This window comes from Duganella sp. S19_KUP01_CR8, assembly GCF_036688705.1.
Classification (GTDB): Bacteria; Pseudomonadota; Gammaproteobacteria; order Burkholderiales; family Burkholderiaceae_D; genus Rugamonas.
Genome location: NZ_JAQQPR010000009.1, coordinates 88,753 through 113,507, shown reverse-complemented (window position 1 = coordinate 113,507; position 24,755 = coordinate 88,753). Strand labels below are relative to the sequence as shown.

At 64.0% G+C, this 24,755-nt stretch carries 21 protein-coding genes; 5 read left to right on the top strand and 16 right to left on the bottom strand.

All coding sequences use genetic code 11. The annotated features are described in order from the left end of the window. Positions 1 to 3 precede the first annotated feature (3 nt). The 6 genes from pilQ to V6M89_RS11410 all read right to left on the bottom strand — a co-directional run bounded on the left by pilQ (position 4) and on the right by V6M89_RS11410 (position 5,479). Positions 4 to 2,193 carry a type IV pilus secretin PilQ gene (gene pilQ / locus V6M89_RS11435; RefSeq protein WP_332853281.1) on the bottom strand — a complete coding sequence of 730 codons (2,190 nt, stop codon included), beginning with the start codon at positions 2,191 to 2,193 and terminating at the stop codon, positions 4 to 6. Beyond that, positions 2,190 to 2,735 (bottom strand): pilus assembly protein PilP, encoded by a 546-nt coding sequence (locus V6M89_RS11430; RefSeq protein ID WP_332853280.1) that lies wholly within the window; start codon positions 2,733 to 2,735, stop codon positions 2,190 to 2,192. The genes pilQ and V6M89_RS11430 overlap by 4 nt, the downstream gene beginning before the upstream one ends. Beyond that, positions 2,732 to 3,400: a type 4a pilus biogenesis protein PilO gene (locus tag V6M89_RS11425; protein ID WP_332853279.1), complete on the bottom strand. Its 669-nt coding sequence runs from the start codon at positions 3,398 to 3,400 to the stop codon at positions 2,732 to 2,734. Before V6M89_RS11425 ends, V6M89_RS11430 begins: the two co-directional genes overlap by 4 nt. A gap of 2 nt (positions 3,401 to 3,402) precedes the next feature. Then, positions 3,403 to 4,062 (bottom strand): PilN domain-containing protein, encoded by a 660-nt coding sequence (locus V6M89_RS11420; protein ID WP_332853278.1) that lies wholly within the window; start codon positions 4,060 to 4,062, stop codon positions 3,403 to 3,405. Beyond that, positions 4,062 to 5,138, bottom strand: coding sequence for a pilus assembly protein PilM (locus V6M89_RS11415; protein WP_332853277.1), 1,077 nt, complete (start codon positions 5,136 to 5,138; stop codon positions 4,062 to 4,064). The genes V6M89_RS11420 and V6M89_RS11415 overlap by 1 nt, the downstream gene beginning before the upstream one ends. A gap of 188 nt (positions 5,139 to 5,326) precedes the next feature. Then, positions 5,327 to 5,479: a hypothetical protein gene (locus tag V6M89_RS11410; protein WP_332853276.1), complete on the bottom strand. Its 153-nt coding sequence runs from the start codon at positions 5,477 to 5,479 to the stop codon at positions 5,327 to 5,329. Here V6M89_RS11410 and V6M89_RS11405 point away from each other — a divergent pair. Beyond that, the gene (locus V6M89_RS11405) at positions 5,478 to 7,832 is read left to right on the top strand and encodes a penicillin-binding protein 1A (RefSeq protein WP_332853275.1); all 2,355 of its coding nucleotides are present in this window, start codon (positions 5,478 to 5,480) and stop codon (positions 7,830 to 7,832) included. The genes V6M89_RS11410 and V6M89_RS11405 overlap by 2 nt on opposite strands. Before the next feature lie 26 nt (positions 7,833 to 7,858). On the opposite strand, the gene cyaY is transcribed toward V6M89_RS11405, so the two are convergent. Next, the gene (gene cyaY / locus V6M89_RS11400) at positions 7,859 to 8,188 is read right to left on the bottom strand and encodes an iron donor protein CyaY (RefSeq protein ID WP_332853274.1); all 330 of its coding nucleotides are present in this window, start codon (positions 8,186 to 8,188) and stop codon (positions 7,859 to 7,861) included. A 39-nt stretch (positions 8,189 to 8,227) separates the two neighbouring features. Between cyaY and lptM the strand changes: the two genes are divergently transcribed. Together lptM and lysA are read left to right on the top strand one after the other, a co-directional pair. Continuing rightward, positions 8,228 to 8,410, top strand: coding sequence for an LPS translocon maturation chaperone LptM (gene lptM, locus V6M89_RS11395; RefSeq protein ID WP_332853273.1), 183 nt, complete (start codon positions 8,228 to 8,230; stop codon positions 8,408 to 8,410). Between the two features lie 5 nt (positions 8,411 to 8,415). Further along, a complete protein-coding gene (gene lysA, locus V6M89_RS11390) occupies positions 8,416 to 9,693 on the top strand; it encodes a diaminopimelate decarboxylase (protein ID WP_332853272.1) in 1,278 nt (425 codons plus the stop codon). Positions 9,694 to 9,744: 51 nt separating this feature from the next. On the opposite strand, the gene V6M89_RS11385 is transcribed toward lysA, so the two are convergent. The 6 genes from V6M89_RS11385 to V6M89_RS11360 all read right to left on the bottom strand — a co-directional run bounded on the left by V6M89_RS11385 (position 9,745) and on the right by V6M89_RS11360 (position 16,521). Next, on the bottom strand, positions 9,745 to 10,695 hold the full coding sequence (locus V6M89_RS11385) for an Rpn family recombination-promoting nuclease/putative transposase (RefSeq protein ID WP_332853271.1): 951 nt from the start codon (positions 10,693 to 10,695) through the stop codon (positions 9,745 to 9,747). 54 nt (positions 10,696 to 10,749) lie between these two features. Then, entirely contained in the window at positions 10,750 to 11,370 is a 621-nt protein-coding gene (locus V6M89_RS11380) for a sulfite oxidase heme-binding subunit YedZ (RefSeq protein WP_332853270.1), read from the bottom strand. Positions 11,371 to 11,374: 4 nt separating this feature from the next. Beyond that, entirely contained in the window at positions 11,375 to 12,352 is a 978-nt protein-coding gene (gene msrP / locus V6M89_RS11375; RefSeq protein ID WP_332853269.1) for a protein-methionine-sulfoxide reductase catalytic subunit MsrP, read from the bottom strand. A 92-nt stretch (positions 12,353 to 12,444) separates the two neighbouring features. After that, positions 12,445 to 13,599, bottom strand: coding sequence for a c-type cytochrome biogenesis protein CcsB (gene ccsB, locus V6M89_RS11370; RefSeq protein ID WP_332853359.1), 1,155 nt, complete (start codon positions 13,597 to 13,599; stop codon positions 12,445 to 12,447). A gap of 25 nt (positions 13,600 to 13,624) precedes the next feature. Beyond that, positions 13,625 to 15,718: a cytochrome c biogenesis protein ResB gene (locus tag V6M89_RS11365; protein ID WP_332853268.1), complete on the bottom strand. Its 2,094-nt coding sequence runs from the start codon at positions 15,716 to 15,718 to the stop codon at positions 13,625 to 13,627. 122 nt (positions 15,719 to 15,840) lie between these two features. Next, positions 15,841 to 16,521: a c-type cytochrome gene (locus V6M89_RS11360; protein WP_332853267.1), complete on the bottom strand. Its 681-nt coding sequence runs from the start codon at positions 16,519 to 16,521 to the stop codon at positions 15,841 to 15,843. A gap of 137 nt (positions 16,522 to 16,658) precedes the next feature. Between V6M89_RS11360 and yihA the strand changes: the two genes are divergently transcribed. After that, the gene (gene yihA / locus V6M89_RS11355; protein ID WP_332853266.1) at positions 16,659 to 17,387 is read left to right on the top strand and encodes a ribosome biogenesis GTP-binding protein YihA/YsxC; all 729 of its coding nucleotides are present in this window, start codon (positions 16,659 to 16,661) and stop codon (positions 17,385 to 17,387) included. A 29-nt stretch (positions 17,388 to 17,416) separates the two neighbouring features. Beyond that, entirely contained in the window at positions 17,417 to 18,433 is a 1,017-nt protein-coding gene (gene hemB / locus V6M89_RS11350; RefSeq protein ID WP_332853265.1) for a porphobilinogen synthase, read from the top strand. Positions 18,434 to 18,535: 102 nt separating this feature from the next. Here hemB and V6M89_RS11345 read toward each other — a convergent pair whose 3' ends face one another. The 3 genes from V6M89_RS11345 to V6M89_RS11335 all read right to left on the bottom strand — a co-directional run bounded on the left by V6M89_RS11345 (position 18,536) and on the right by V6M89_RS11335 (position 24,753). Further along, positions 18,536 to 19,372, bottom strand: a complete 837-nt coding sequence (locus V6M89_RS11345; RefSeq protein ID WP_332853264.1) for a hypothetical protein — start codon at positions 19,370 to 19,372, stop codon at positions 18,536 to 18,538. A gap of 252 nt (positions 19,373 to 19,624) precedes the next feature. Then, on the bottom strand, positions 19,625 to 21,535 hold the full coding sequence (locus V6M89_RS11340; protein ID WP_332853263.1) for an FAD/NAD(P)-binding protein: 1,911 nt from the start codon (positions 21,533 to 21,535) through the stop codon (positions 19,625 to 19,627). A gap of 71 nt (positions 21,536 to 21,606) precedes the next feature. Further along, entirely contained in the window at positions 21,607 to 24,753 is a 3,147-nt protein-coding gene (locus tag V6M89_RS11335; protein WP_332853262.1) for an efflux RND transporter permease subunit, read from the bottom strand. Between the last annotated feature and the right edge of the window lie 2 nt (positions 24,754 to 24,755).

Sequence of the window (24,755 nt, the reverse complement as noted above, 5' to 3'; positions counted from 1 at the left end):
GGCCTAGCGGGTCGACAGCCGCTCGGCGACGATCTTCGGCGTGATAAAGACCAGCAATTCCGTCTTGTCGTTGGTGCGGGTGTTGCTGCGGAACAGATAGCCGAGCACCGGCACATCGCCCAGCAGCGGCACCTTGTCGGTGGTGTTGCGTTCGGTCTGCTGGTAGATCCCGCCCAGCACCACGGTGCCGCCGTTCTCGACCATGACCTGGGTCTTGACGTGCTTGGTGTCGATGGCGAAGCCGGCGCGGGTTTCCTGGCCGACGCTGTCCTTGTTGACGTCGACGTCGATGACGACGTTGCCGTCCGGCGTGATCTGCGGCGTCACTTCCAGCCGCAGGTTGGCCTTGCGGAACATGATCGAGGTGGCGCCGCTGCTGGTGGCCACCTGGTAGGGCAGCTCGATGCCCTGCTCGATCAGCGCGATCGCCTTGTCGGCCGTGATCACGCGCGGGCTGGAGATGATCTTGCCGGTGCCGTCCGCTTCCAGCGCGGACAGTTCCAGGTTGAGGAAGCGGTTGGCGGCCGACGAGAACAGGCTGACCGCCAGGTTGCCGGCCTGGGCGCCGTTGATGGCGCCGGCCGGCAGGTTGATGAACTGGCTGTTGCTGTAGCTGGCGTCGGAGGCCTTGATCTGGCCGGTCACCTCGCCCACGCCGTTGATATTGCCGCCGATGGCGACCCGGGTGTTGCTGGTGCCGAGCTGGTAGCCGGAGTCGCCGCCGCGCTGGGTGCGCAGGTCGGCAAAGCCCAGCTTGGCGCCGAGGTTGCGGGTGAAGGTGTCGCTGGCCTCGACGATGCGGGCCTCGATCAGCACCTGCTTGGAGGCGATGTCGGTCTTGGCGATCAGCTTGCGGATGTCCTCCAGCTTGGAGGCGATGTCGGTGACGAACAGCTGGTTGGTGCGCGGCTCGATGATGGCGCTGCCGCGCTTGGACAGGATGCGGTTCTTGCCGTCGCCGGCGCCTTCCAGCCCGAACACGGTCTTGAAGGCGTCGGCCTTCTGGTAGTTCAGCTGGAAGATCTCGGACTTCAGCGGTTCAAGGTCGGCGATCTGGGCGCGCTGCTCCAGCTCCAGCTTTTCCTTGGTCAGCAGTTCTTCCTTGGGCGCGATCCACAGCACCGAGCCGTTCTTGCGCATGTCCAGGCCCTTGGCCTGCAGCACCACGTCGAGCGCCTGGTCCCACGGCACTTCCTTCAGGCGCAGGGTCAGGTTGCCGCTGACGCTGTCGCTGGTGATGATGTTCAGGCCGGAGATGTCGGCGATCGCCTGCAGGGCCGCGCGCACTTCGACGTTCTGGAAATTGAAGGACAGCTTCTCGCCGCGATAGCCCTGGGTGCCCTGGGTCAGCTTGTTCGGGTCTTCCTTGATCGGCTTGACGTCGATCACCAGCTGGGTGTCGCTCTGGTAGACGGTCTGTTCCCACAGGCCGCGCGCCTCGATCGTCATGCGCGTGTTGTCGCCCTGCGGCACGGTGGTGACCAGCGCCACCGGGGTGCCGAAGTCGCTGACGTCGAGCCGGCGGCGCAGGCTTTCCGGCACGCCGGTCTTGAGGAAATCGACCACCACCCCGTTCGGGGTCTGGCGCACGTCGACCGCCACCTGGCTGTTGGGCAGGTCGACCACCACCCGGCCTTCGCCGTTGGCGCCGCGGCGGAAGTCCATGTCGCGCAGCAGTTGACGACCGGGCGGCACGGCCGGCGCGGCGACCGCCACCGGCAAGCCGCGGGCGTCGACCGCCTGGGCCAGGCCGCCGGAACCGTCGATGGTCAGGATCACGGCGTTGCCGTCGATCGCGGTGGCGTAGTTCAGGCTGCGCTTCAGGTTGAACACCAGGCGCGAGCGTTCGCCGGCCTGCACCACGTTGACGCCGCGCAGGTCGCCCAGGCTGAGCTCCTGCACGGTCTTGCCGGTGGCGTTGGAGGTGGCGCCGAAGTCCAGCGCGATGCGCGGCGGGTTGGTGATGGCGAAGCCGATCGGCAGCTTGCCGGGCGGGTTCTTCAGCGCGATCTTGACGATCACGTTGGAGCCCTGCTGGTTGGCGGTGATGGCTTCGATGGCGTTGGAGGGCGGCGCGTCCGGCGCGGCCTGGGCGTGGACGACGCCGGCCAGTTGCATGGCGAAGGCAAAAGCGAGCACCGGCATCCAGCTGGCGACGGCCAGGGCGCGCCGGGGCGTGATGTGAGCGGTCATTTGGTGTTCTCCTTGCTTTCCTGCAGTTCCAACTTGGACATGCGTTCGACCCAATCGCCGCCCGCATCCTGTACGATTTCCTTGACGCTGACGCTGTTGTCGTTGATGGCCGTGATCAGGCCGAAATTCTGGCCCACGTGCTGCCCGACGACCACATGGTGCAGGTTGCGGTCGACCTGCAGCAGGCCGTACAGCACGCCTTTCTGCTGCACGGTGCCGACCATCTTGACGGTGTCGAGCGGGAAGCTCTCCAGCAACTCCTTGCGCCGCTCCGTGTCCGGCTTGATGCCGTTGTTGCCCTTGGCCGAGGCCTTGGCCAGCTCGGCCAGCAACTTGTTGGGATTGAAGGGATCGATCGCCTCGGCCTGGGCGTAGGCGAAGGGGATGAAGGTCTTGGGCTCGGCCAGCGGCGGCACCGCCACCTTGGCCTGGGAATCGACCTGTTTCATCCAGGCGCGCACTTCCTGCACGTCGCTGTCGCCGCAGCCGGCCAGCAGCGCCAGCACGGGGGCCAGCAGCAGCGCGGGTATCAAGGTTCTCATGATTTTTTCGCCGCCTTTTTCTTGTCGGCGGCGGCCTTGCGCTGGGCGTTGACCTCCTCGGGATCGAGGTAGCGGAAGGTCTTGACCACCGCCTCCAGCGTCAGCACGCCGTCCTTGCCGGTGTTCAGGCTCATGTTGTTGAGCGTGACGATGCGCGACAGGTTGGCCATGTTGCCGGCAAACGCGCCGATGTCGTGGTAGCTGCCGGTGACGCGGATGTCGATCGGCAGTTCGGCGTAGTAGTCCTTGACCACCACCTGCGCCGGCTTGAAGGACTCGAACTGCAAGCCGCTGCCGGTGCCGGCGCGGCCGATGTCCTTCAGCAGCGCGTCCATCTCGGCCTTGCTCGGCAGCTGTTTCTGCAGGCGGTCGACATACTGGTCGACCTGCATCTTCTGCGCCCGCAGCGCCTCCAGGTTGACCGCCTGCGCGGTCTTGAACTTGTACTCGTCGCGCAGCTTGATTTCGGCCTGGGCGCCGGCTTCCTGCTCGTCGAACTGCGAGCTCCAGTAGCCGAAGTAGCCGGCCACCACCACCGCCGCCATCACGCCGATGCTGCACAGCACGCGCGGCGCCAGCGGCCATTGGCCAGGGTGGCGGTCGCCGAGGTTGCGGAACTGGTCGGCCAGTTGCGCGCCCATCAGATTGAGATTCAGCTTGGCCATGGTTATCCGCGCTCCTGGCTCTTGGCCGGCGACGGGCCGGCGGCCGGGGCGTCGCCGGGTGCGGCGTTCTTGCCCTTGGCGCCGGTGGCGGCCGCATCCTTGTCGCGCGGACGCTTGATGTTGACCGACAGGTTGAACTCCACCACCTTCTTGGCGGTCTTGCCCTGGCCCAGGCCGGTGGACTTCACTTCGATCAGTTCCGGCCGCTCCAGCCACGGCGACACGCCGGCCAGGTTGCCCAGCAGTTCGGAGACCCGCTCCTGCGACTGCGCATAACCGCCGATCGCCACTTTCTGGCCTTCCTGCTTGAAACCCTTGAGGTAGACGCCGGACGGGATCTGCTTGACCAGCTCGTCGAGCAGATAGACCGGCTGGTTGCGGTCGCCCTGCAAGTCTTCCACCGCCTGCTGGCGCGCCTTCAGCGCTTCGATTTCCTGCTTCAGCGTGGCGATCTCGGCGATCTTCTTGTCGAGGCCGGAGATCGCGGTCTTGATCACGTGGTTGCGTTCGTTCTGGATGGAGATTTCGCGGGCGTTGTAGCCGCCCACCAGCAGCACCACGCCGACGCCGACGATGGCGCCCAGCGCCAGCAGCGCGAAGAAGGCCGCCTTTTTCTGTTTGCGCTTTTCCTCGCGGTGCGGCAACAGGTTAATTTTAATCATCAGCCGAACCTCCGCATGGCCAGGCCGCAGGCGACCAGGTAGGCCGGGGCGTCGCTGCGCAGCTGCGATTCGCGCACCGAGGCGGCCAGCTGCATGCCCTTGAACGGCGAGATCACGGCGCTGGAGATCTTGGTGCGGCTGGCCACCAGCTCCAGCAGGCCGGGCAGCAGCGCGCAGCCGCCGGCCAGGAACAGCTGGTCGACCCGGGTGTAGGGGGTGGAGGTGTAGAAGAACTGGATCGCCCGCGTCACTTCCAGCGCCGCGCTTTCGAGGAAGGGCGACAGCAGCTCGGCGCTGTAATTGTCGGGCAGGTCGCCGGATTTCTTGCGGGTCTCGGCCTCGTCAAAGCTCATGCCGTAGGAGCGCACGATGTCCTGGGTCAGCGCGTTGCCGCCGAAGGGCTGCTCGCGCTCGTAGACGGTGACGCCGTCCAGCATCACGGAAATATGGGTGACCTGGGCGCCGATCTGGAACAGCGCCACCACCTGGCCGGCGCCCGCTTCGGGCAGCTGGGCGGTCACGCGATCCAGCGCGGCGCGGGCGGCGTAGGATTCGATATCCATCACGGTGGCCTTGAGGCCGGACGCTTCGGCGATGGCGACGCGGTCCTCGACCTTCTCGCGGCGCGAGGCGGCCAGCATTACTTCGATGTCTTCCGGCGAGTTGGCGGCCGGGCCGATGACGTCGAAGTCCAGGCTGACCTCGTCAAGCGCGAACGGAATGTACTGGCTGGCTTCGGATTCGACCTGCACTTCCAGCTGGTCTTCCGACATGCCGGCCGGCAGGATGATTTTCTTGGTGATGACGGAAGCGGGCGGCATGCCCAGCGCCACCAGCTTGGTGCGGGTGCCGCTTTTCTTCCACAGCCGGCGCACGGCGTCGACCACCTGGTCCATGTTTTCGATATTGCCGTCGACCACGGCGCCGCGCGGCAACGGTTCGGCCGCGTAGCGTTCCAGCCGGTATTCGCCCTTGCCGCCCTGGGCCAGCTCGACCAGGCGCACGCTGGAGGTGCTGATGTCGATGCCCACCAGCGGCGGATTGCCCTGCCCCAGCAACACCTTGATATCGATCATACGAGCCTCCCGGCGCCATGGCTGGCGCCCGTGCTTCTTTGCCGCCGAATCAACATTCGAACAGTTTGCATTTAGGAACTCGTTTGAAAACCAGCGTTTAGACTGCTTATATAAGACCGTACATTAAATCCTGCCTATATAAGTGTAAAGGTATTTCTATTGTGCACAATTGCCTTGGTGTGAGGGTTTCACCACACTTTTTTGACCTGCTGTAGCCTCAAAAACAACTCAGTTGTTTTGTTACCTACGAGCAAAAATCCCTGACGGTTGGCAGTGCGCGCCGTGGCACTTGCCGCTCGCTTATAATGCTTCGCATACATAACAGAAAGATCGAACTGCATGGCTTCTTCTTCCAATTCGGCACCTCCACCATCGAATCCGCCTGGCGCCTCCACCAAAGGCAAACCCGCATCCCGCTTCTTCCTGCTGGCCGGCCTGTCCGTGGTCGGGCTGGGGCTGGTCGGGCTGCTGCTGGTGGTGTTCGGCCTGGCGATGGCCTACCCCAACCTGCCCGAGCTCGACACGCTGACCGACTACCGGCCGAAAATGCCGCTGCGCATCTTCTCGGCCGATAACGTGCTGATCGGCGAGTTCGGCGAAGAGCGCCGCAACCTGGTGCGCATCAAGGACATCCCCGATGTGATGAAGAAGGCCGTGCTGGCGATCGAGGACGACCGCTTCTACGAGCACGGCGGCGTCGACTACACCGGCATCCTGCGCGCGGCCGTGCACAACGCCACCGGCGGCGCCAAGCAGGGCGCCTCCACCATCACCCAGCAGGTGGCCCGCAACTTCTTCCTGTCGAGCGAACAAACGCTCAAGCGCAAGGCCTACGAGGTGCTGCTGGCCTGGAAGATCGAGAAAAACCTCAGCAAGGACCAGATCCTCGAGGTGTATATGAACCAGATCTACCTGGGCCAGCGCGCCTACGGTTTTTCGTCGGCCGCACAAATCTATTTCGGCAAGAATCTGAAAGACATTAGCGTGGCCGAGGCGGCCATGCTGGCCGGCCTGCCGAAAGCGCCGTCGGCCTACAACCCGGTGGTCAACCCGAAGCGCGCGCGCACCCGCCAGCAGTACATCCTGCTGCGCATGCATGACCTCGGCTACATTACCGACAAGCAATTCGAAACCGCCAAGGCCGAGGAACTGAAGGTCAAGACCGACAGCAGCGAGTTCGGCGTGCACGCCGAGTACGTGGCCGAGATGGCGCGCCAGCTGGTCTACGAGCAATTCAAGGAAGACACCTACACCCGCGGCCTGAACGTCTTCACCACCATCACCAAGGCCGACCAGGACGCCGCCTACCTGGCGCTGCGCAAGGGCGTGATGGACTACGAGAAGCGCCACGCCTATCGCGGCCCGGAAGCCTACATCGACATCCCGCAGAACAAGGAAGAAGCCGACGACGCGGTCGAGACCGAGCTGGCCGACCACCCGGACAGCGACGACATCGTGGCCGCCATGGTGCTGGCCGCCACGCCGCAGCTGATCACCGCCGTCACCGCCACCGGCGAGGAAATCAAGATCAGCGGCGCCGGGCTGGAGATGGGCCGCTCGTGGCTGTCCGACAAGGCCGCGCCGAACAAGCGCATCCGTCGCGGCGCGGTGATCCGCGTCATGCAGGAGGGTAAGGACTGGCAAGTGACGCAGCTGCCGGAAATCGAATCGGCGTTTGTCGCGGCCGACACCCACGATGGCGCCATCAAGGCCATGGTGGGCGGCTTCGACTACAACCGCAGCAAGTTCAACCACGTGACCCAGGCCTGGCGTCAGCCGGGCTCGTCGTTCAAGCCCTTCATCTACTCGGCCTCGCTGGAGCGCGGCCTGTCGCCGGCCACCATCATCAACGATGCGCCGATCTCGTTCGACGCCGGCCAGACCGGCGGCCAGGCCTGGGAGCCGAAGAACTACGACGGCAAGTATGAAGGCCCGATGACCATGCGGCGCGGCCTGACCAAGTCCAAGAACATGGTCTCGATCCGCATCCTGCACAAGATCGGCGCCAAGTACGGCCAGGAATACACCACCCGCTTCGGCTTCGACGCCGACAAGAACCCGCCCTACCTGACGCTGGCGCTGGGCGCGGGCAACGTCACGCCGCTGCAGATGGCCGGCGCCTACGCGGTGTTCGCCAACGGCGGCTACAAGGTCAGTCCTTACCTGATTTCCAAGGTGACCGACGCGGACGGCAAGATCCTGTCGCAGGCCAATCCGGACAAGGCCGGCGACGAGAAGAATCGCGTCATCGACGAGCGCAACGCCTTCATGATGGACAGCATGTTGAAAGACGTGGTGCGCTTCGGCACGGCGACCAAGGCGCTGGTGCTCAAGCGTCCCGACCTGTCGGGCAAGACCGGCACCACCAACGATTCGATCGACGCCTGGTTCGCCGGCTACCAGCCGCATCTGGTGGGCATCGCCTGGATCGGCTACGACCAGCCCAAGAACCTGGGCAACAAGGAAACCGGTGGCGGCCTGGCGCTGCCGATCTGGATCAGCTATATGCAGAAGGCGCTGAAGAATATCCCGATCGAGGAACGGGCGGTGCCCGAGGGTGTGATGCTGGTGGGCGACGAGTACTACTATGCGGAGAATCCGCCGGGCAGCGGCGTGCATAACATCGACGGCGGCTCGCACGGCACGCCGGCCGAGGAAAAAGCCAAGGACGCCGTGAAAAACGAGTTATTTTGAAGTTAAAGGGGCCTCGGCCCCTTTTTTTATCCTAGTACAACCGGGCTACCGCCCTGGGTGCTGACCATCTCGGACAGCGACGCGAACAGCTCGGAACCGTCGCGGGTATTGAGCCACTTGCCGTCCTTCTGCTTGTAGTGGTAGCCACCCGAACGGGAGGCCACCCACAGCTCCAGCATCGCGGCCTGGCTGTTGACGATGATCTTGGAACCATTGTCGATAAATTCGATTTCCAGCACGTTGCCGCTGCGGCTGCACTCGACGTCGAGCATGTCTTCGTCGTTCAGACGGTCCAGCGCGGCCGCGATGGCGGTAAGGGTGGCCTCGGCCTGCGCCAGGAATTCTGATTCGCCCATGCTACACTCCAGTATCTATAGTCAATCCATGATTTTATCGTGAAGTCCACATTCCGTTTGTTTATCGGCCCAGTTTGCGGCATAACCGCCCTGTGCCTGACCGTCTTGTTGAGCGGCTGCGGCCAACCCGGCCCGCTGTACCTGCCCAAGGCTCCACCGGCCAAGCCTGCCAAGAGCACTGAAGCTGCCCCGGTTCTATCCACTCCAGCACCCCAAAAATAATCCTTATGTCGCAATTTTCCTATGTAAATGGCGTGCTGCACGCCGAGGGCGCGTCGCTTGCCGCCATCGCCGAGCAGTTCGGCACCCCGACCTACGTCTACTCGAAGGCGGCGCTGCTGGCCAATTTCGCCTCCTACGCCGACGCCTGCGCCGGCCGCGACGCGCTGGTCTGCTACGCCATGAAGGCCAACTCCAACCTGGCCATCCTCGACCTGCTGGCGCGCCAGGGCGCCGGTTTCGACATCGTCTCCGGCGGCGAGCTGCTGCGCGTGCTGGCGGCGGGCGGCGATCCGCGCAAGGTGATCTTCTCCGGCGTCGGCAAGAGCGTCGATGAAATGCGCCTGGCGCTGTCGCACGACATCCTGTGCTTCAACGTCGAATCGATCCCCGAGCTGCACCGCCTGAACGACGTGGCCGGCTCCATGGGCAAGACCGCGCGCGTGTCGCTGCGCGTCAACCCGAACGTCGACGCCAAGACCCATCCCTACATCGCCACCGGCCTCAAGGCCAACAAGTTCGGCGTGGCCTTCGACGACGCGCTGGACACCTACCGCGCGGCCGCCAAGCTGCCGCACCTGGAAGTGGCCGGCATCGACTGCCACATCGGCTCGCAGCTGCTGGACGACGCGCCGCTGCTGGAGGCGCTGGACCGCCTGATCGAGCTGATCGACAAGCTGGGCGAGGAAGGCATCGTGCTGCACCACCTGGACATCGGCGGCGGCATCGGCATCAACTACGGCGAAGCGGGCGAAGCGGCGCCGGTGCCGGTGGGCGACTACCTGGGCCGGCTGTTCGCCAAGATCGACGCCTGGCGCGCGGCGCGCTACGCCGGCAAGCCGATCAAGGTGATCTTCGAGCCGGGCCGCTCGATCGTCGGCGACACCGGCGTGCTGCTGACCAAGGTGGAGTTCATCAAGCACGGAGAAGAGAAGAATTTCTGCGTGGTCGATGCGGCGATGAACGACATGGCGCGTCCGGCGCTGTACCAGGCGTGGATGGACATGCAGCCTGTGGTGCAGGGCAAGCCTGGCGCGTTGACGTATGACGTGGTGGGGCCGATCTGCGAATCCGGCGACTGGCTGGCGCGCGACCGCGAGCTGGCGGTGGAAGCCGGCGACCTGCTGGTGATGCACAGCGCCGGCGCCTACGGCATGACGATGGCGTCCAACTACAACACGCGCGGCCGCGCGGCGGAAATCATCGTCGACGGCGCCGTGTGCCACGTGGTGCGCAAGCGCGAGAACCCGGCCGACCTGTACGCGCTGGAGTCGCTGATCAAGTAAGCCGTTCAACCAGCAAGTAAAAGCCGCCCGCCTCACCGCCGGCGGCTTTTTTTATGCAGGCTGGTCTTCGGCGAAAATTTCCTTGATATTCTTGGCATCATAAAACCGATCAAACCACCGATCCAGATCGTCAATTTCGCCGTTTTCAATGCGTTTCTGCAGCCGCTTTGACACGCTGCCAAAACGCCGCATCAGCAGCCGCTGCAATTGCGTCCTTTGCCCCACGAGCTGAGTCTCATAACGTAGGGCGTCAAAAATAGTATCAAAGTGTGGGACGTTCACGATGCGTTCCTTCACGATCAACCCTTGCAGATCAAGTTTACGCCTGCGGGTCATTTTCCACAAACGGCACGCAATCCAGCGATTAAAACTCTGCTTAAAGTCAGAGCCAACGTCGCTCTCCGACAGCAGATTCCAATGCTTGGATTCCTCGACGAGAGCTTCCGTTGTAACCAAACTCTCCACGCGAAAAACCGTTGCCAAGAAATTGGCGCCATATTCAAGAAGGCATTTGTCCAGCCGGTGTTGATCGATCAGCAGATATCGTTGACTCGGCTGAAGATAGGCAAGATCGGAATGAGTGGGTAAAACAAGTTCGGCCAGGTCGCGGCAAGCTGACCATGGCTTCATGCCGTTATACAAGACAACAGGAAATACCGGCGGCAGTCTGCCCGGCTGAGGGAGTTCATGACGTTTGATCAGATCCTGATACAGCAACCCAACACAGACCTGCATGCGCAAAGCCATCCATGGATCCGAGCGGGATTGGAATTCGAGCAGCAGGTAGATGTAGATCCATTCGCCGGCCAGGCGCACGCGCCAGACCATGTCGCTGTGGCGCTGAACGCCGCCGTCGCTGACGTAGCTGCCGTTGACCCGCTCCAAGCTGGTCAGCTCCAGCTGGCGCACCCAGTCGCCGGGGACGAAACCCAGCAACAAATCGCGCACCATTTCTGGATACGCGAACAGTTGTTTGGATGCGGTGTCGTCTTCACTGGCCATTCAGCCAGTCTAGCGAGGCGAGGCGCGCCGCTGTTGGGCACGCTCAAGGGGGCATCAGCGCGCGGCCGCCAGCGCCTTGCTGCGCGCCCAGTAGATGCGCATCAGCAGCAGCGATCCGAGGATCACGCCGAAGAAGATCGGTTGGGTGAAGTTGTGCTTGCCCGCCTTCATCCACCAGAAGTGCAGGATGGCCAGCGGCGCGATCACGTACACCAGACGATGCAGCCACTGCCAGCGCTTGCCACCCAGCCGCTTGACCATGGCGTTGGTGCTGGTCGCCGCCAGCGGTATCAACAGCACGAAGGCGATGAAGCCCACCGTGATGAACGGCCGCTTCAGCACATCCTTCCACATCTCCTGCACGTCGAAGAAATGATCGAACCACAGGAAGGTCATGAAGTGCAGAAAGCCGTAGAAGAACATGTACAGCCCCAGCATGCGGCGCAGCTTGATCAGCCAGTTCCACTTGCTGATTCGACGCAGCGGCGTCACCGCCAGCGTGAAGCACAGGAAGTACAAGGTCCAGTCGCCGGTGCCGCGCGTGATGAACTCCAGCGGCTCGACCAACTGCCCGGTCAAGGTCAGGTAAACCATGCGCGCCAGCGGCACCAATGCCAGCAGAAAAATCGCGGCCTTGATCAGGCTGGCCTGCCGCGCGGTAGGATTGAACGCCATACGCTTAGAAGAACTTCTTCAGGTCCATGCCGGCGTACAGCGGCGCGACGTCGGCGTAGCCATTGAACATCAAGGTCTTGCGCTTGCGGGCCAGGAAGCCGTCCTCGCCGATGCGGCGCTCGGACGCCTGCGACCAGCGCGGGTGGTCCACCTCGGGATTCACATTCGAATAGAAGCCGTACTCGTTCGGAGCGGACAGATTCCACGAGGTGCGCGGCTGCTCCTTGACGAAGCGAATCTTGACGATGGACTTGGCCGACTTGAAGCCGTACTTCCACGGCAGCACCATGCGCACCGGCGCGCCGTTCTGGTTGGCCAGCGTTTCGCCGTACATGCCCAGCGTCAGCAGCGCCAGCGGATGATTGGCTTCGTCGATGCGCAAGCCTTCGGTATACGGCCATTGCAGCACGCGGCTGCCCACGCCCGGCATCTGCTTCTTGTCGGCCAGCGTGACGAACTCCACGTACTTGGCGTTGCCGGTCGGCTCGACCTTCTTGATGATCTCGGAGAACGAATAACCGATCCACGGAATGACCATCGACCAGCCCTCGACGCAGCGCAGGCGGTAGACGCGCTCTTCCAGCGGCGCCAGCTTCAGCAGCGCGTCGATGTCCAGGGTCATCGGCTTGTTCACTTCGCCTTCGATGCTCACCGTCCACGGCCGGGGCTTCAGCGTGTTGGCATACATCGCCGGCTCGCTCTTGTCGGTGCCGAATTCGTAGTAGTTGTTGTAGCTGGTGGCGTCCTTGTACGGCGTATGCTTGTCGAGCGCCGAATAGGAGGGATTGAGCTTGGCGGCCAGCTTGGGATTGATACCCTGCGCGAAGGCTTCGCGGTTGGCCATCTCCAGCAGCGCGGCGCTGCCGATGGCGCCGGCGGCGATCTGCTTCATGAAGCTGCGGCGCGATTCGTAGACTTCGCGCGAGGTGATTTCTGATGAAAACGGCAACTCGATGCCGTTGGGGCTACGCTTGATCAGCATGCTGACTCCAAAGAAAGTGCAAGGTTGAGACTTGGTCGCCCCAATAGCCTGAACCTTACACCAATCTTGGCCAGCAAGAGTTCACATTGCGTTTACAACTTGCCGTAGGAGTGCAAACCGGACAGGAACATGTTCACGCCCAGGAAGGCGAAAGTAGTCACCAGCAGGCCCACCAGCGCCCACCAGGCCGCCGGACGGCCGCGCAGGCCCGTCATCAGGCGCATGTGCAGCCAGGCCGCGTAGTTCAGCCAGACGATCAGCGCCCAGGTCTCCTTCGGATCCCACGACCAGTAGCCGCCCCACGCTTCCGCCGCCCACAGCGCGCCGAGGATGGTGGCGATGGTGAAGAAGGCGAAGCCGGCCGAGATGGCCTTGTACATGACGTCGTCCAGCACTTCTTCCGACGGCAGGCGGTCGACCAGGCGGCCCGATGTTTTCAGCAGATAGGCCGCCGCCACCATGGCAGCCAGGGCAAAGTTGCCATAACCGATAAAGTTGGCCGGTACGTGGATCTTCATCCACCAGCTTTGCAGCGCCGGCAGCAGCGGCTGGATGTCGGCGGCGTCGCGCGAGGTGGTGTACCAGAACAGGAAGCCGATCGCGGCGGTGATCACCATGGTGACGAAGGCGCCCAGCTGGCGGGTGGCGTAGCGCTGCTCGAAGTACAGGTAGAACATCGCGGTGATCAGCGAGAACAGGATAAACACTTCATACAGATTCGATACCGGGATGTGGCCGACGTCGGCGCCGATCAGGTAGGACTCGTACCAGCGCACCATCATGCCGGTCAGGCCCAGCACCACGGCGGCCCAGCACAGCTTGGAGCCGATGCTGGAGGCCGAATCCGAGCGCGCGGCCAGGCCGATCACGTAGAACAGCGTCGACAGGCAGAACATCACGCTCATCCACAAAATCGCGGACTGGCTAGACAGCATCATGCGCAGCCAGAATTTCTTGGTGCCGTTATCCAGCTCGCCGGCATACATGGCGATCGCGCCCAGCGCCAGCAGGGCCACCAGCGGCATCAGCCAGCGCGCCGGCTTCCAGTGCCAGCCCAGCGCGGCAAACGCCGGCGCGGCGGCCAGCAGGATGCCCTTCTCGTAGACGTCCATGTAGTGGCCGTAGGTGGCCAGGCCGTACAGCGAGCCGGCCAGCAGCGCCAGCGCGAACAGCCAGTCGAACGCGGTCAGGCGCTTGAAGTAGCCGGGCGCCTGGCTATAGGTTAGTTTCGATTGCGTCAGTTCCATCATTTGTCTCCGTGGCCGCTATAGCTTACGCCGATTGCGGCAGCTTTTCTTTCAAAGTTTCAAACTCGCGTTCGAAGTCCAGCGTTTTGCGCTGGGTGCTCATGGCCATCAACGCTTCCGCGCCGTTGCCGTCGTCCTTGATCCAGACCCACAGGCGGCGTTCGCGGATGTAGAACATCGAGAATACACCCAGCACCAGGAACACACAGCCCAGGTAGACCACTTTCTTGCCCGGCGAACGGGTGACCTGGAACACCGAGGCCTGGACCTGGGTGAAGTCGTCCAGTTGCAGGTAGACCGGCGCGCCGTAGAAGAAGGCGTCCGACAAGGCGTTGGTGGCCAGTTGCAGGAAGCGGGCGTGGTTCTCGTCGGCGCTGACCGGCTCCAGGCCGTCCCTGGCGCGCGCGGCCTGCCACAGGTCCCACAGGCTGCCGTTGAGGATCTTCATGAACACGTCGGCGGCCTTTTCCTGCTCGGCGCCCGGGATCTTTTCCAGGAACTGCGAAATGGCGACGAAGCCGGCCGCCTTGTCGTTGCCGGCGAAGATGGTCAAGCTCTTCTCGGCCGAGGCTTGCAACTGCCCGCGCAGCGCGTCGCCATTGGCCGACTGCGGCGTGGCGCGTTCGGCGTAGCGCTTGGCGGCGGCGGCGCGCAGGCTGGCGTCGCTGAGGGCGGCGCGCAGGCGCATCCATTCGGTCACGCTGTGGCCGTCGTCGGCCGGAATGCGCAGGAAGCTGAACGGGTCCGACGGATTGACCCGCATGCCGGCCAGGAACACCGTGGCGCCGTCCACCGTCACCGGCTGCATGTAGTTCTGGTATTCGCGCGCCTGGCCGGTCTTGTCGCGCAGCTTGTAGGTCACGCTGGGGCCGACGTTCTTCAGGTCCTTGTTGTTGGCGTTGCGGCCGGCCGAGCCGGTGTGCTTGTCGAGGCTGTTGGCGAACTGCTCTTCCAGGCTCTTGCCCTTGGTGACGGCGCGCGCGTCCTGCGCGGCGGCCAGGTTCTCGACGTTGAACGGACGGAAGCCCGACCATTCGACGCTGTAGGCGTCACCCATAGCCGTGCTGCCGCCCACTTCGCCGGCGATGTCGAACTTGGTGGTGGCCGCGCCCACCATCGGGAAGCCGGTCAGCTTGAGTTTGCTGCCGCCGTCGTCAAAGCTGGACTGGTAGATCGCCAGGCCCTGGTACAGCAAGGGTTTGTTGACTTCGATGACGGCCTTGACCACTTCGCCGCTGGCGTGGTCGCGCACTTCCACCTCGCTGGCGAACAGCTTGGGCATGCCTGTGCTGTAGAAGTCGATGGTGAATTTTTTCAGCTTGATGGTGAACGGCAGGTCCTGGATCAGCACGCCGTCGGGACGGGTGATGATGGCGCTTTCGCTGGACTGGCCTTCCGGGATCATGGTGTTGCCGCGGAAGGTGGGATTGCCCAGGCCGAGGCGGCTCCGCGCCGGCACCGCCGAGATCAAGCCGCTGCCGTTGAACGGCACCTTGCCGAAGAACCATTCCTGCAGGCGGATCGGCACGTCCGAATCGAGCAGGCCGCCGATGCAGATGATGACGATGGCCGAGTGCGCGAAGATGTAGCCGAACTTGTTGGCCGCGCCCTGCTTGGCCGCCACCAGCGTGCCGTGCTCCTTGTCGACCAGCTTGACCTTATAGCCGGTGTCGGCCAGGCGGGCCGCGGTCTGCTGCGCCAGCGCGGCGCGCGCCAGCGGCGAACGCCATTGCATCTTGTGGTGGAAATTGAGCAGCGAGTTCTCGCGCACGTTCTCGCGCCAGCTGCGCATGTCCTTGAGCATCTTGGGGGCGTTGCGGATGATGCACAGCGAGGTCGACGTCACCAGCGCGGTCATCAGCAACAGGAACCACCAGGCCGAGTACACGCCGTACAGGCCCAGCTTGCCGAACACCTCGAACCAGAACGGCCCGAACTGGTTGATGTAGTTGTTGGTGGCCTCGCCCTGCTTCATCACGGTGCCGACGATGGCGGCGATCGCGATCATCGCCAGCAGCGCGATGGCGAAACGCATGGAGGAAATCAGTTCGACCATTTCGCCGACGATGGGGCGGCGGGTCTTCAGTTCGATGCCGGTGGTGCTGGGGCTGCTGCTCATGCTGGAACTATCTCAAAAAAAGTATGCTGCCGGCAGCATATCAACAAAAAGGGCAGCCCGCTTACGCTGCCGCCCTCTATGCACTATCAGTTGCGCCGCAACCCAGGGGCGCGGCCAGCTGCTTATTTCAAACCGGCGACGTAATCGGCCACGGCTTTCATTTCTTCATCCGACATGCGCTTGGCGATGGTGGTCATCTGCGCGCTGTTCTTGCGGCCGCCGGCCTTGAACAGGCCCAGCTGGGCTACCGTGTAATCCTGGTGCTGGCCGCCGATGCGCGGATATTGCACCGGGATGCCGGCGCCGGCCGCGCCGTGGCAGCTGGCGCAGGCTGGAACGTTCTTCTCGGCGATGCCGCCGCGATAGATCTTCTTGCCCAGTTCAACCGTGTCCTTGTTCTTCGCTGCGCCCGGCTTTTGCGCCTGGGCGGCCAGCCAGGCCGAGATGTTGTGCTTTTCCTCGTCCGTCAGCATCTTCGCGTAGGTGGTCATGACCGGTTGATTCCGGTCATCGCCCGAAAAGTTCACCAGCTGCTTGTACAGATAGCCTTCGTGCTGGCCGGCCAGTTTTGGATTGACTGCGATGGTGGAGTTGCCGCCGGCGCCGTGGCAGGAGACGCATGCCGGCAGGCCGCGCGCGTTGTCGCCGCTGTCAAACAGGGTGCCGCCTTTGGCCGCGTCGACTTTAGGCGCTGCCGCTTCGGCGTGGGCCGGTTTTTTTTCTTCTGAGGCGGTTGCGGTGCCCGCAATTGCCAGCAGGCCGACCAACAAGGAAGTTACAAACGGTGAAAACGCACGATTCATTCAAGCACCCTCAAAAAAGTTTGTCGAAAGTTTGCCGCAGGCTTGGCACGAGATGCTATGGCAACACTTCGTAACCACTCATTGTACAATAGCTTTCCAGCATATTTGCTCCCTTTTGTTGCATTTTCCCCCATCCCATGTCCAAACTCTGGCAAGCCCGCTTCTTTACGACCGTTAACCAATTGCGCGATCTGCCCGACACTCACGTGCCGGAAATCGCCTTTGCAGGTCGCTCCAACGCCGGCAAATCGACCGCCATCAACATCCTGTGCAACCAGAAAGGCCTGGCGTTCGCGTCCAAGACCCCTGGCCGTACCCAGCACATCAACTACTTCTCGATCGGCGGCGCGCACATCGCGCAGCACCGCAAGGACCCGACGATCGTCGAGGAAATCGAGTGCCTGCTGGTCGACTTGCCGGGCTACGGCTACGCGGAAGTGTCCGGTTCGGCCAAGCTGCACTGGCAACGCCTGCTGGGCGACTACGTCCAGCGCCGCGAACAGCTGGCCGCGCTGATCCTGATCATGGACTCGCGCCGCCCGTTCACCGACCTCGACATCCAGATGCTGGAATGGTTTGCCCCGACCGGCAAGCCGATTCATTGCATCCTGACCAAGGTTGACAAATTGAACCGCAACGAATCCGTCAACGTGCTGCGCCAGGCGAAAGCCAAGCTGGCCAGCTATGTCGACGAAGACGGCGAAGGTTTCCCGTTCACCGTACAACTGTTCTCCGCGCTCAAGCGCGTCGGCATCGACGAAGCCAACGACAAGATACTGGAACTGGCCGGCGTCACCGACGAGGTAGCCGCCGCCCAGGTGCAATTGATCGAGATGGAAGACGACGTCGAGCCCGACGAGCAATAACCCTTCAGCTTTCAGGAAAGTTTTCAGCGATGCACAATCCACACGTTTCCGCCCAATTCCCCGCCATCCGCATGCGCCGCATGCGCCGCGACCCGTTTTCGCGCGCATTGATGCGTGAAAACAACGTCACGGCCTCGGACTTGATCTATCCGGTGTTTATCCTGGAAGGCACGCAGCAGCGCGAGCCGGTGTTGTCGATGCCGGGCGTGGAGCGGGTGTCGGTGGATGTGCTGCTGAAAGTGGCGCAGGAATGCGTGGAACTGGGCATCCCGGTGCTGGCGCTGTTCCCGGTGATCGACGCCGCCAGGAAGACGCCGGACGGCATCGAAGCCACCAATCCGGACGGCCTGGTGCCGCGCGCGGTGCGGGCGCTGAAGCAGGCTTTCCCGCAGCTGGGTATTTTGACCGACGTCGCGCTGGACCCGTACACCAGCCACGGCCAGGACGGCTTGATCGACGACAACGGCTACGTGATCAACGACGTCACCACCGAGATGCTGGTGCGCCAGGCCCTGTGCCAGGCTGACGCCGGCGTCGACGTGGTGGCGCCGTCGGACATGATGGACGGCCGCATCGGCGCGGTGCGCGCGGCGCTCGAAGCGCACGGGCACATCCACACCCGCATCATGGCGTATTCGGCCAAGTATGCGTCGGCGTTCTACGGCCCGTTCCGCGACGCGGTCGGCTCGGCCAAAAACCTGGGCAAGAGCGACAAGAACACCTACCAGATGGACCCGGCCAACAGCGACGAAGCCCTGCGTGAAGTGGGACTGGATCTGGCCGAAGGCGCCGACATGGTGATGGTCAAGCCGGGCATGCCTTACCTGGACATCGTGCGCCGCGTGAAGGATGAATTCAAGGTGCCGACCTTTGCTTACCAGGTCAGCGGCGAATACGCGATGATCAAGGCCGCCGCGCAAAACGGCTGGCTCGATCACGACAAGGTGATGATGGAATCGATGCTGGCGTTCAAGCGAGCCGGCGCCGACGCCGTGCTGACCTACTTCGCCCTAGACGTCGCCCGCCTGCTCAAAGCGCAAAAATAACACCGGGGTCAAGTCTGACATTCGGACACGAGCTCTGCCGTAACGTTGCTTACGGCAGAGCTCGTGTCCGAATGTCAGACTTGACCCCGACTTCTTTCTAGATCAGCGTCCGGGGCCGCGCGTGTACTCGGGGAACATTTCCTTCAGCAAGAAGGCGATCAGCTCCTTTTCGTCTTCCTTGCGCGCGCTCATCGTCACCACTTTGCCCAGGCGGCGCGAATCCCATTCGAAGTCGCCCGGCTTTTCCTTGCGGATGATCTTGACCATTTCCTTGGCCACGGCGGTCTCGATATCCTGCTCGGCGCCCTGCTCGACGTGGATCTGCTGCAGCCAGCGGCGCTTGAAGTTGGTGTTCCAGCCGCGGAACTTCACGTCGGCGCTGTGGTAGCTCTTGTCGACCTGGAAGATGCCGCCGGTGTCGTCCCTGTCGGCGCCGCTGGTGCGGCCCTGCGCGCCGGCGATATTGCCCTTGGCGATGCGCAGCGAACGCTCGCTGTCGCTCTCGGCCGGGGCGCTCGGCGCCGGTTGCGGGTTGTTGGCCTCGCGCGCGGCGCGGCGCTTGGCGATCATCTCGGACATGTCCTGCTCGGGTGGCGGCGTCATCGTCGCCTGCACCGGCGGCACATAGGTCTCCAGCTTGGGACGGATGGCGGCCGGCGCATCCTTGGTGGCCACCTGCTTGCGCGGCGGCGGCGGCTTGGTGGCCTTGGACACTTCGGGTTTCTTCTGCTGCGGCTTGTTCTGCGGCTTGTCCGGCAACGGGGCGATGTAGACCATCACCCCGCCCTTGGGCGGCGCGGAATGGGTGTTCTTGGGCGTGGGCGAGAGGAAGTAGTACAGCACGCCCAGCAAGTGCAGCGCGATGGAAATGCCGACGCCTATCCGGTTGGACTGCGACTTACGATCCCATGCGGCGAACCGCTCCCCAGCCTCCGGCAAACGCTGGCCGCAAGTTTCGCAATATTCGGAATTTGCAGAGAGTAAATGGGAATCGTGATGCAAAATAGCAAACCTTGGTTGGAACGAAGTCGACAAAATGCGGCCATAGTGCCAGAGTCCCACCGTTTTGGGAACCGCTGCGCAAGGCCATGATAGCGCGCCGGACAGCGGCGCGTGCGCTCCAGGGAATTTATCAGGAAGAGCTTACAAGTTCCGCGTCTTGACGGGTGTTACCGTATGTATCAATCGGCTTTACAAAGTGACATGCGGCAACGCCGTCGAGGTGGCCGGAGCGGCCGCGTGGCGGGTGTCGGGCTGGGGGATGACGTCCATCAGGGCCACCATGGCGTGCACGCTGCGATCGGCGTCCAGCACCTGGCGCGAGCGCATTTGCGGCCGTGGCAAGGCGTGCGTGTAGTAGTGCGCTCCCTCGACGAGGTAGCCCAGCGCCCAGATGTTGCGGGACGGCTGGCCGAAGTCGTCGCGCGGCCGGCCGGCGGCGTCGATGTCGATGCCGCCGGGGTGGAAACTGCCGTTGAAATACGGCCGCGCCAGGCCCCGCTTGAGCACATTACGGATAAGTAAGGAATCGTCCATCGCGGGAAAAAAGCCGTCCAGGCGGGCGATCAGCAACACATCGACCGGATGTTTGACGACCCCGCCGCCGAATTGGGTGCTCAGCACATAGCAGGCGTTCTGCTCGTCGAGCTCGATGCTGCTGCGGGGGCCGGACTGGATCTCGATCACGCCGGCGTCCAGCAGCGCCAGCAGTTCCTGGTTGCGCCGCAGCGGCGGCCCGAAGGCGCTGCGGTTGAGGGCCGGGTGGTAGACCTCCATGAATTGGCGGTGCGAAGCCGGCGTCAGCCCGCCATGCTCGAGCGCCGCCTGCAAGGTGGCGCGCACGTCGCGCAGCACGTCGGTGGCGGCCTTGATCGCACTGCCAACATTGCCCAGCCTGGCCTCGGCCAGGTCCTCCCGCAGCCAGCCGTTGAAGAATGCGCGGAATTCGTCCAGCGTGGCGAACTGGCGGCCGCGCAGCGGGAACAGCAGCTGCTCGATCAACGCGTCGTCGTCGGCTGTCAGCCGGTAATCGGCGGGATCGGGGGCTGCGCCGTTGGGCTCGGCCGTGGCCAGCGTGCTGCGGTAGACCCAGGCCATTTCGCGCTTGAGCAGCGGCAGCAGCTCGCGCTCGAAGTCCAGCTGGCGGCTGCCGCGCGAGGCCAGCGCCAGGCGGCGCAGCGCGGCCACCGCGTCCGGCGTGAAGTAGTGCGGCTGGTGGCGGCCGTCCAGCCCCTTCTGGTTGACGCCGCGCGCGGCGGCCGGCAGGCAGTTGCGCGAGCACAGGGTCAGCTGCGGCTCGCCGCCGGAACGCTGGTAGCGCAAGCCATGCTCGCCGCGCACGAAAGCCCCGCCCCGCCCCACCGTCAGCTCGGCAATGATGTCGTGCGCGCTCAGGCCCAGCCCCTGGATGGCGACGCGGGCGCCGGCGGCGATGCCGTTGAGCTGCTCCAGCGGATAGGCGTGGCGCACGAAGGCCAGCCGGCTGTTGTGGCGCGCGTGCTCTTGCGCGAATTTAGCCAGCTTCTCGTCCGGCTCGCTGGGCTGGTTGCGGCCGTGGCCGGTGGTCAGGAAGACGAAATCGCTGTGCACCTGGTAGCCCGTGTCAAGCTCGACGGTGCAAGCGCCGTCCGGCAAGCGCCACATGTCGCGCGCGCGCAGGCGGTGGTGGTTCAGGCGCACGCTGGACGGCAGCGCGGCGGCGATCTGGCGGTAGGCCCAGGCCAGGTATTCGCCCAGCAGGCTGCGCGGCAGGTAGTCGGCTTCGGTGATGTCGGCGCCGCCGTGTTCGCCCAGCTGGTAGTAGCGCTCGCCGACGCGGCGGTAGCCGGCCTGACGCGCCCACGCCGTCAGCGAGGGCGTGGCGCACACCGGCGCATATTGCACCGCGCCGGGGGCGGGAAACAGCGTGACCTGGCTGGCGATGGTGTTGATCAGCAGATGCTGCGGCTGGCGCGTGCCGTGCACGCCAGGGCCGCAGTCGCCCGGTTCGATCAGGTTGATGTCGAGCGGTAGTTGACGGCCGGCGGCGATGGCGGCGATGCGCTCAAAAGCGCTGAGCCCGCGCGGGCCCATGCCGATGATGGTGACACTGTAGCGTTTCATGTGCAACCGTCCTTTATCGTGGGCGACTTGCCCATGATAAAGAAACGGTCTTTAAAGCAACTTGCTACCGCTCAATGCTTGACCGTGTTCACGGCCTTCAGTGGCACGGCGTGCACACCTTCGGCGGCCGGCACGTCGCCGGCGACCAGCTCGGCATCGCTCATCGGGCCGCTGCCGCTGTACTTGTCGAGGAACAGGTAGATGACCGGCGTGATGTACAGCGTGATCACTTGCGAGAAGATCAGGCCGCCCACCACCGCCAGGCCGAGCGGCTGGCGCAGCTCGGCGCCGGCGCCCAGGCCCAGCGCGATCGGCAAGGCGCCCATCAGCGCGGCCATGGTGGTCATCATGATCGGGCGGAAGCGCAGCACGCAGGCTTCGCGGATCGCCTCGGCCGGCGTGCGGCCTTCGTTGCGCTGCACATGCAGCGCGAAGTCGATCATCATGATGGCGTTCTTCTTGACGATGCCGATCAGCATCAGGATGCCGATGATGGCGATCATCGTCAGGTCCAGGTTGAACAAACGCAAGGTCAACAAGGCGCCGACGGCGGCCGACGGCAGGCCGGCCAGAATGGTCAGCGGGTGGATGTAGCTCTCGTACAGCACGCCCAGCAGCACGTAGATCACGCCCAGCGCGGCGATGATCAGGATCAGCTGGCTGCTTTGCGAACTCTGGAACACCGCCGCGTCGCCGCCGTAGTTGGTGATGATGGACGGCGGCAAATGCATGTCCATGCCCATCTGGTCGATCTTGGCGGTGGCCTTGCCCAGCGGGACGTCCGGCGCCAGGTTGAACGACAAGGTGATCGCCTGCAGCTGGCCCTGGTGGTTGACGGCGGTCGGGCCGATGGTGCGCTCGACCGTGGCAAAGCTGGACAGCTGCACCAGGTTGCCGCTCTTGTTGCGCACCGAGATGCGGGTCAGCGCGTCGTCGAACTGGCGGTCGGCGGTGGCCGCCTCCAGGATCACGTAGTAGCTGGCGGCCGGCGAGTAGATGGTCGACACCTGCCGCTCACCGAAGGCCAGGTAGAGCGCGGTGCGGACGTCGCCGATGGCCACGCCGAGGTTGTTGGCCTTGTCGCGGTCTATCTTCAGCGACGCCTGCAGGCCCTTGTTCTGCGAATCGCTGGTGACGTCGCGGAAGTCGGGATCGGCGCGCAGCTTGTCGAGGTATTTTTGCGCCCAGTCGTTGAGCGCGCCGGGGCTGACCGATTGCAGCGTGTACTGGTAGCGGCTCTTGGACTGGCGTCCGCCCAGCTGCAGGTTCTGCACCGGACTCAGGTAGACCGAGATGCCGGCCACCGTCTTGGTGGCCTTGCGCAGGCTGTCCAGCACTTGCGGCATCTTCTGCCGTTGGTTGCGCGGCTTGAGCACCAGGAACATGCGGCCGCCGTTGCCGCCGCCGACAAACGAGGTCACGTCCTGCACGTTGGGATCGGCCTTGATGACGGCCGCCACACGCTCCTGCAAGTCCATCAGCGAGGCCGACGAGATGTCTTCCGACGCTTCGGTGTTGACGCGGATCTGGCCCAGGTCCTCCTCGGGGAAGAAGCCTTTCGGAATGGTGATGTAGAGCACCGCCGTCAGCGCGAAGGTGCCGATCGCCGCCATCAGCACGATGTAGCGGTGGTGCAGCGCGATGTCCAGCGTGCGCACATAGCCGTTGCGCAGCGCGGTAAAGCCGGCCTCGAACCAGCGGCCGATGAAGCCGCCCTTGTCATGCTCGGGGTCGATGGCGTCGGCCGGCAGCAGGCGGCTGGCCAGCATCGGCACCAGCATCAGCGACACCGCCGCCGACACCAGCACCGACAGCGCCACCACCACGGCGAATTCATGGAACATCAGGCCGATCACGCCCGGCATGAAGAAGATCGGTATGAACACGGCCACCAGCGAGACCGAGATCGAGATAATCGTGAAGCCCATTTCCTTGGCGCCCACCAGCGAGGCTTGCAAGGGCTTCTTGCCCAGCTCGATGTGGCGGACGATGTTCTCCAGCACCACGATGGCGTCGTCGACCACCAGGCCGACCGCCAGCGTGATGCCGAGCAGGGAAACGTTGTCGAGGCTGTAGCCGAAGGCATACAGCAAGGCCAGCGCGCCGAGCAGCGAGATCGGCATCGTGATGGCCGGGATGAAGGTGGCGGCCGCGCGGCGCAGGAACAGGAAGATCACCAGCACCACCAGGAAGATGGTCAGCAGCAGGGTCAGGTTAACGTCGTGGATGGCTTCGCGGATCGACACCGAACGGTCGTTGACCAGGTTGATGTTGATCGATGCCGGCAACTGGGTCTTGAAGCGCGGCAGCAGGCGACGCACGCCGTCGACCACCTGCACGGTGTTGGCGTCCGGCTGGCGCTGCACCAGCAGCACGATGGAGCGCTCGCCGTTGTAGCTGCCGGCGGTCTTGACCGACTGGAAGCTGTCCTCCACCGTCGCCACGTCCTTCAGGCGCACCGGCTGGCCGTTGCGCTGGGCGACGATCAGCTCGGCGAATTCGGAAGCCTTCATCAATTGGGCGTTGCCCTGGATGGTCAGCGTCTGGCTGGGGCCGTCGAGGATGCCGAGCGGGGTGTTGGCGTTGGCCGACTTGATCGCCTGCTGCAATTCATCCAGCGTCAGGTTGCGGGCGTTCATCAGCTCGGACTTGGCGCGCACGCGCACCGCGAAACGCTTCTGGCCGTTGACGCTGACCTGGGCCACGCCCGGCAAGGTCGATAGCGACGGCGCGATCAGGTTTTCAGCGTAGTCGTTCAGCTCGGCCAGGGTCAGCGACGGCGAGTTCATGGTCATGAACAGCACCGGCGCGTCGGCCGGGTTGACCTTGCGGTAGGACGGCAGGTCGGTCATCTCGATCGGCAACTGGCGCTGGGCGCGCAGCAGCGCCGCCTGCACGTCGACCGCCGCTTCGTTGACGTTGACGCTGGGATCGAACTCCAGGGTCAGCGAGGAATTGCCCAGCGTGTTGGTGGAGGTGATCAGCGCCAGGCCGGCGATGGTGGAGAACTGCTTCTCCAGCGGCAGCGCGACGGACGAGGCCATCGTGTCCGGCGCGGCGCCCGGCAGGTCGGCCGAGACGTTGATGACCGGGGTGTTGTAGCTCGGCAGTGCGGCGACCGGAATGTAGAAGTACGACAGCACGCCGGCCAGTATCAAGGTCAGCGACAGCAGCACCACCATCACCGGCCGGCGGATGCATAACTCGGAAAGGTTCATGC

Coding starts and splice junctions, on each gene's coding strand:
- pilQ (WP_332853281.1), bottom strand. CDS start 2,193: ATGACCGCTCACATCACGCCCCGGCGCGCCCTGGCCGTCGCCAGCTGG.
- V6M89_RS11430 (WP_332853280.1), bottom strand. CDS start 2,735: ATGAGAACCTTGATACCCGCGCTGCTGCTGGCCCCCGTGCTGGCGCTG.
- V6M89_RS11425 (WP_332853279.1), bottom strand. CDS start 3,400: ATGGCCAAGCTGAATCTCAATCTGATGGGCGCGCAACTGGCCGACCAG.
- V6M89_RS11420 (WP_332853278.1), bottom strand. CDS start 4,062: ATGATTAAAATTAACCTGTTGCCGCACCGCGAGGAAAAGCGCAAACAG.
- V6M89_RS11415 (WP_332853277.1), bottom strand. CDS start 5,138: ATGATCGATATCAAGGTGTTGCTGGGGCAGGGCAATCCGCCGCTGGTG.
- V6M89_RS11405 (WP_332853275.1), top strand. CDS start 5,478: ATGGCTTCTTCTTCCAATTCGGCACCTCCACCATCGAATCCGCCTGGC.
- V6M89_RS11410 (WP_332853276.1), bottom strand. CDS start 5,479: ATGCAGTTCGATCTTTCTGTTATGTATGCGAAGCATTATAAGCGAGCG.
- cyaY (WP_332853274.1), bottom strand. CDS start 8,188: ATGGGCGAATCAGAATTCCTGGCGCAGGCCGAGGCCACCCTTACCGCC.
- lysA (WP_332853272.1), top strand. CDS start 8,416: ATGTCGCAATTTTCCTATGTAAATGGCGTGCTGCACGCCGAGGGCGCG.
- V6M89_RS11385 (WP_332853271.1), bottom strand. CDS start 10,695: ATGGCCAGTGAAGACGACACCGCATCCAAACAACTGTTCGCGTATCCA.
- V6M89_RS11380 (WP_332853270.1), bottom strand. CDS start 11,370: ATGGCGTTCAATCCTACCGCGCGGCAGGCCAGCCTGATCAAGGCCGCG.
- msrP (WP_332853269.1), bottom strand. CDS start 12,352: ATGCTGATCAAGCGTAGCCCCAACGGCATCGAGTTGCCGTTTTCATCA.
- ccsB (WP_332853359.1), bottom strand. CDS start 13,599: ATGGAACTGACGCAATCGAAACTAACCTATAGCCAGGCGCCCGGCTAC.
- V6M89_RS11365 (WP_332853268.1), bottom strand. CDS start 15,718: ATGAGCAGCAGCCCCAGCACCACCGGCATCGAACTGAAGACCCGCCGC.
- V6M89_RS11360 (WP_332853267.1), bottom strand. CDS start 16,521: ATGAATCGTGCGTTTTCACCGTTTGTAACTTCCTTGTTGGTCGGCCTG.
- yihA (WP_332853266.1), top strand. CDS start 16,659: ATGTCCAAACTCTGGCAAGCCCGCTTCTTTACGACCGTTAACCAATTG.
- hemB (WP_332853265.1), top strand. CDS start 17,417: ATGCACAATCCACACGTTTCCGCCCAATTCCCCGCCATCCGCATGCGC.
- V6M89_RS11340 (WP_332853263.1), bottom strand. CDS start 21,535: ATGAAACGCTACAGTGTCACCATCATCGGCATGGGCCCGCGCGGGCTC.
- V6M89_RS11335 (WP_332853262.1), bottom strand. CDS start 24,753: ATGAACCTTTCCGAGTTATGCATCCGCCGGCCGGTGATGGTGGTGCTG.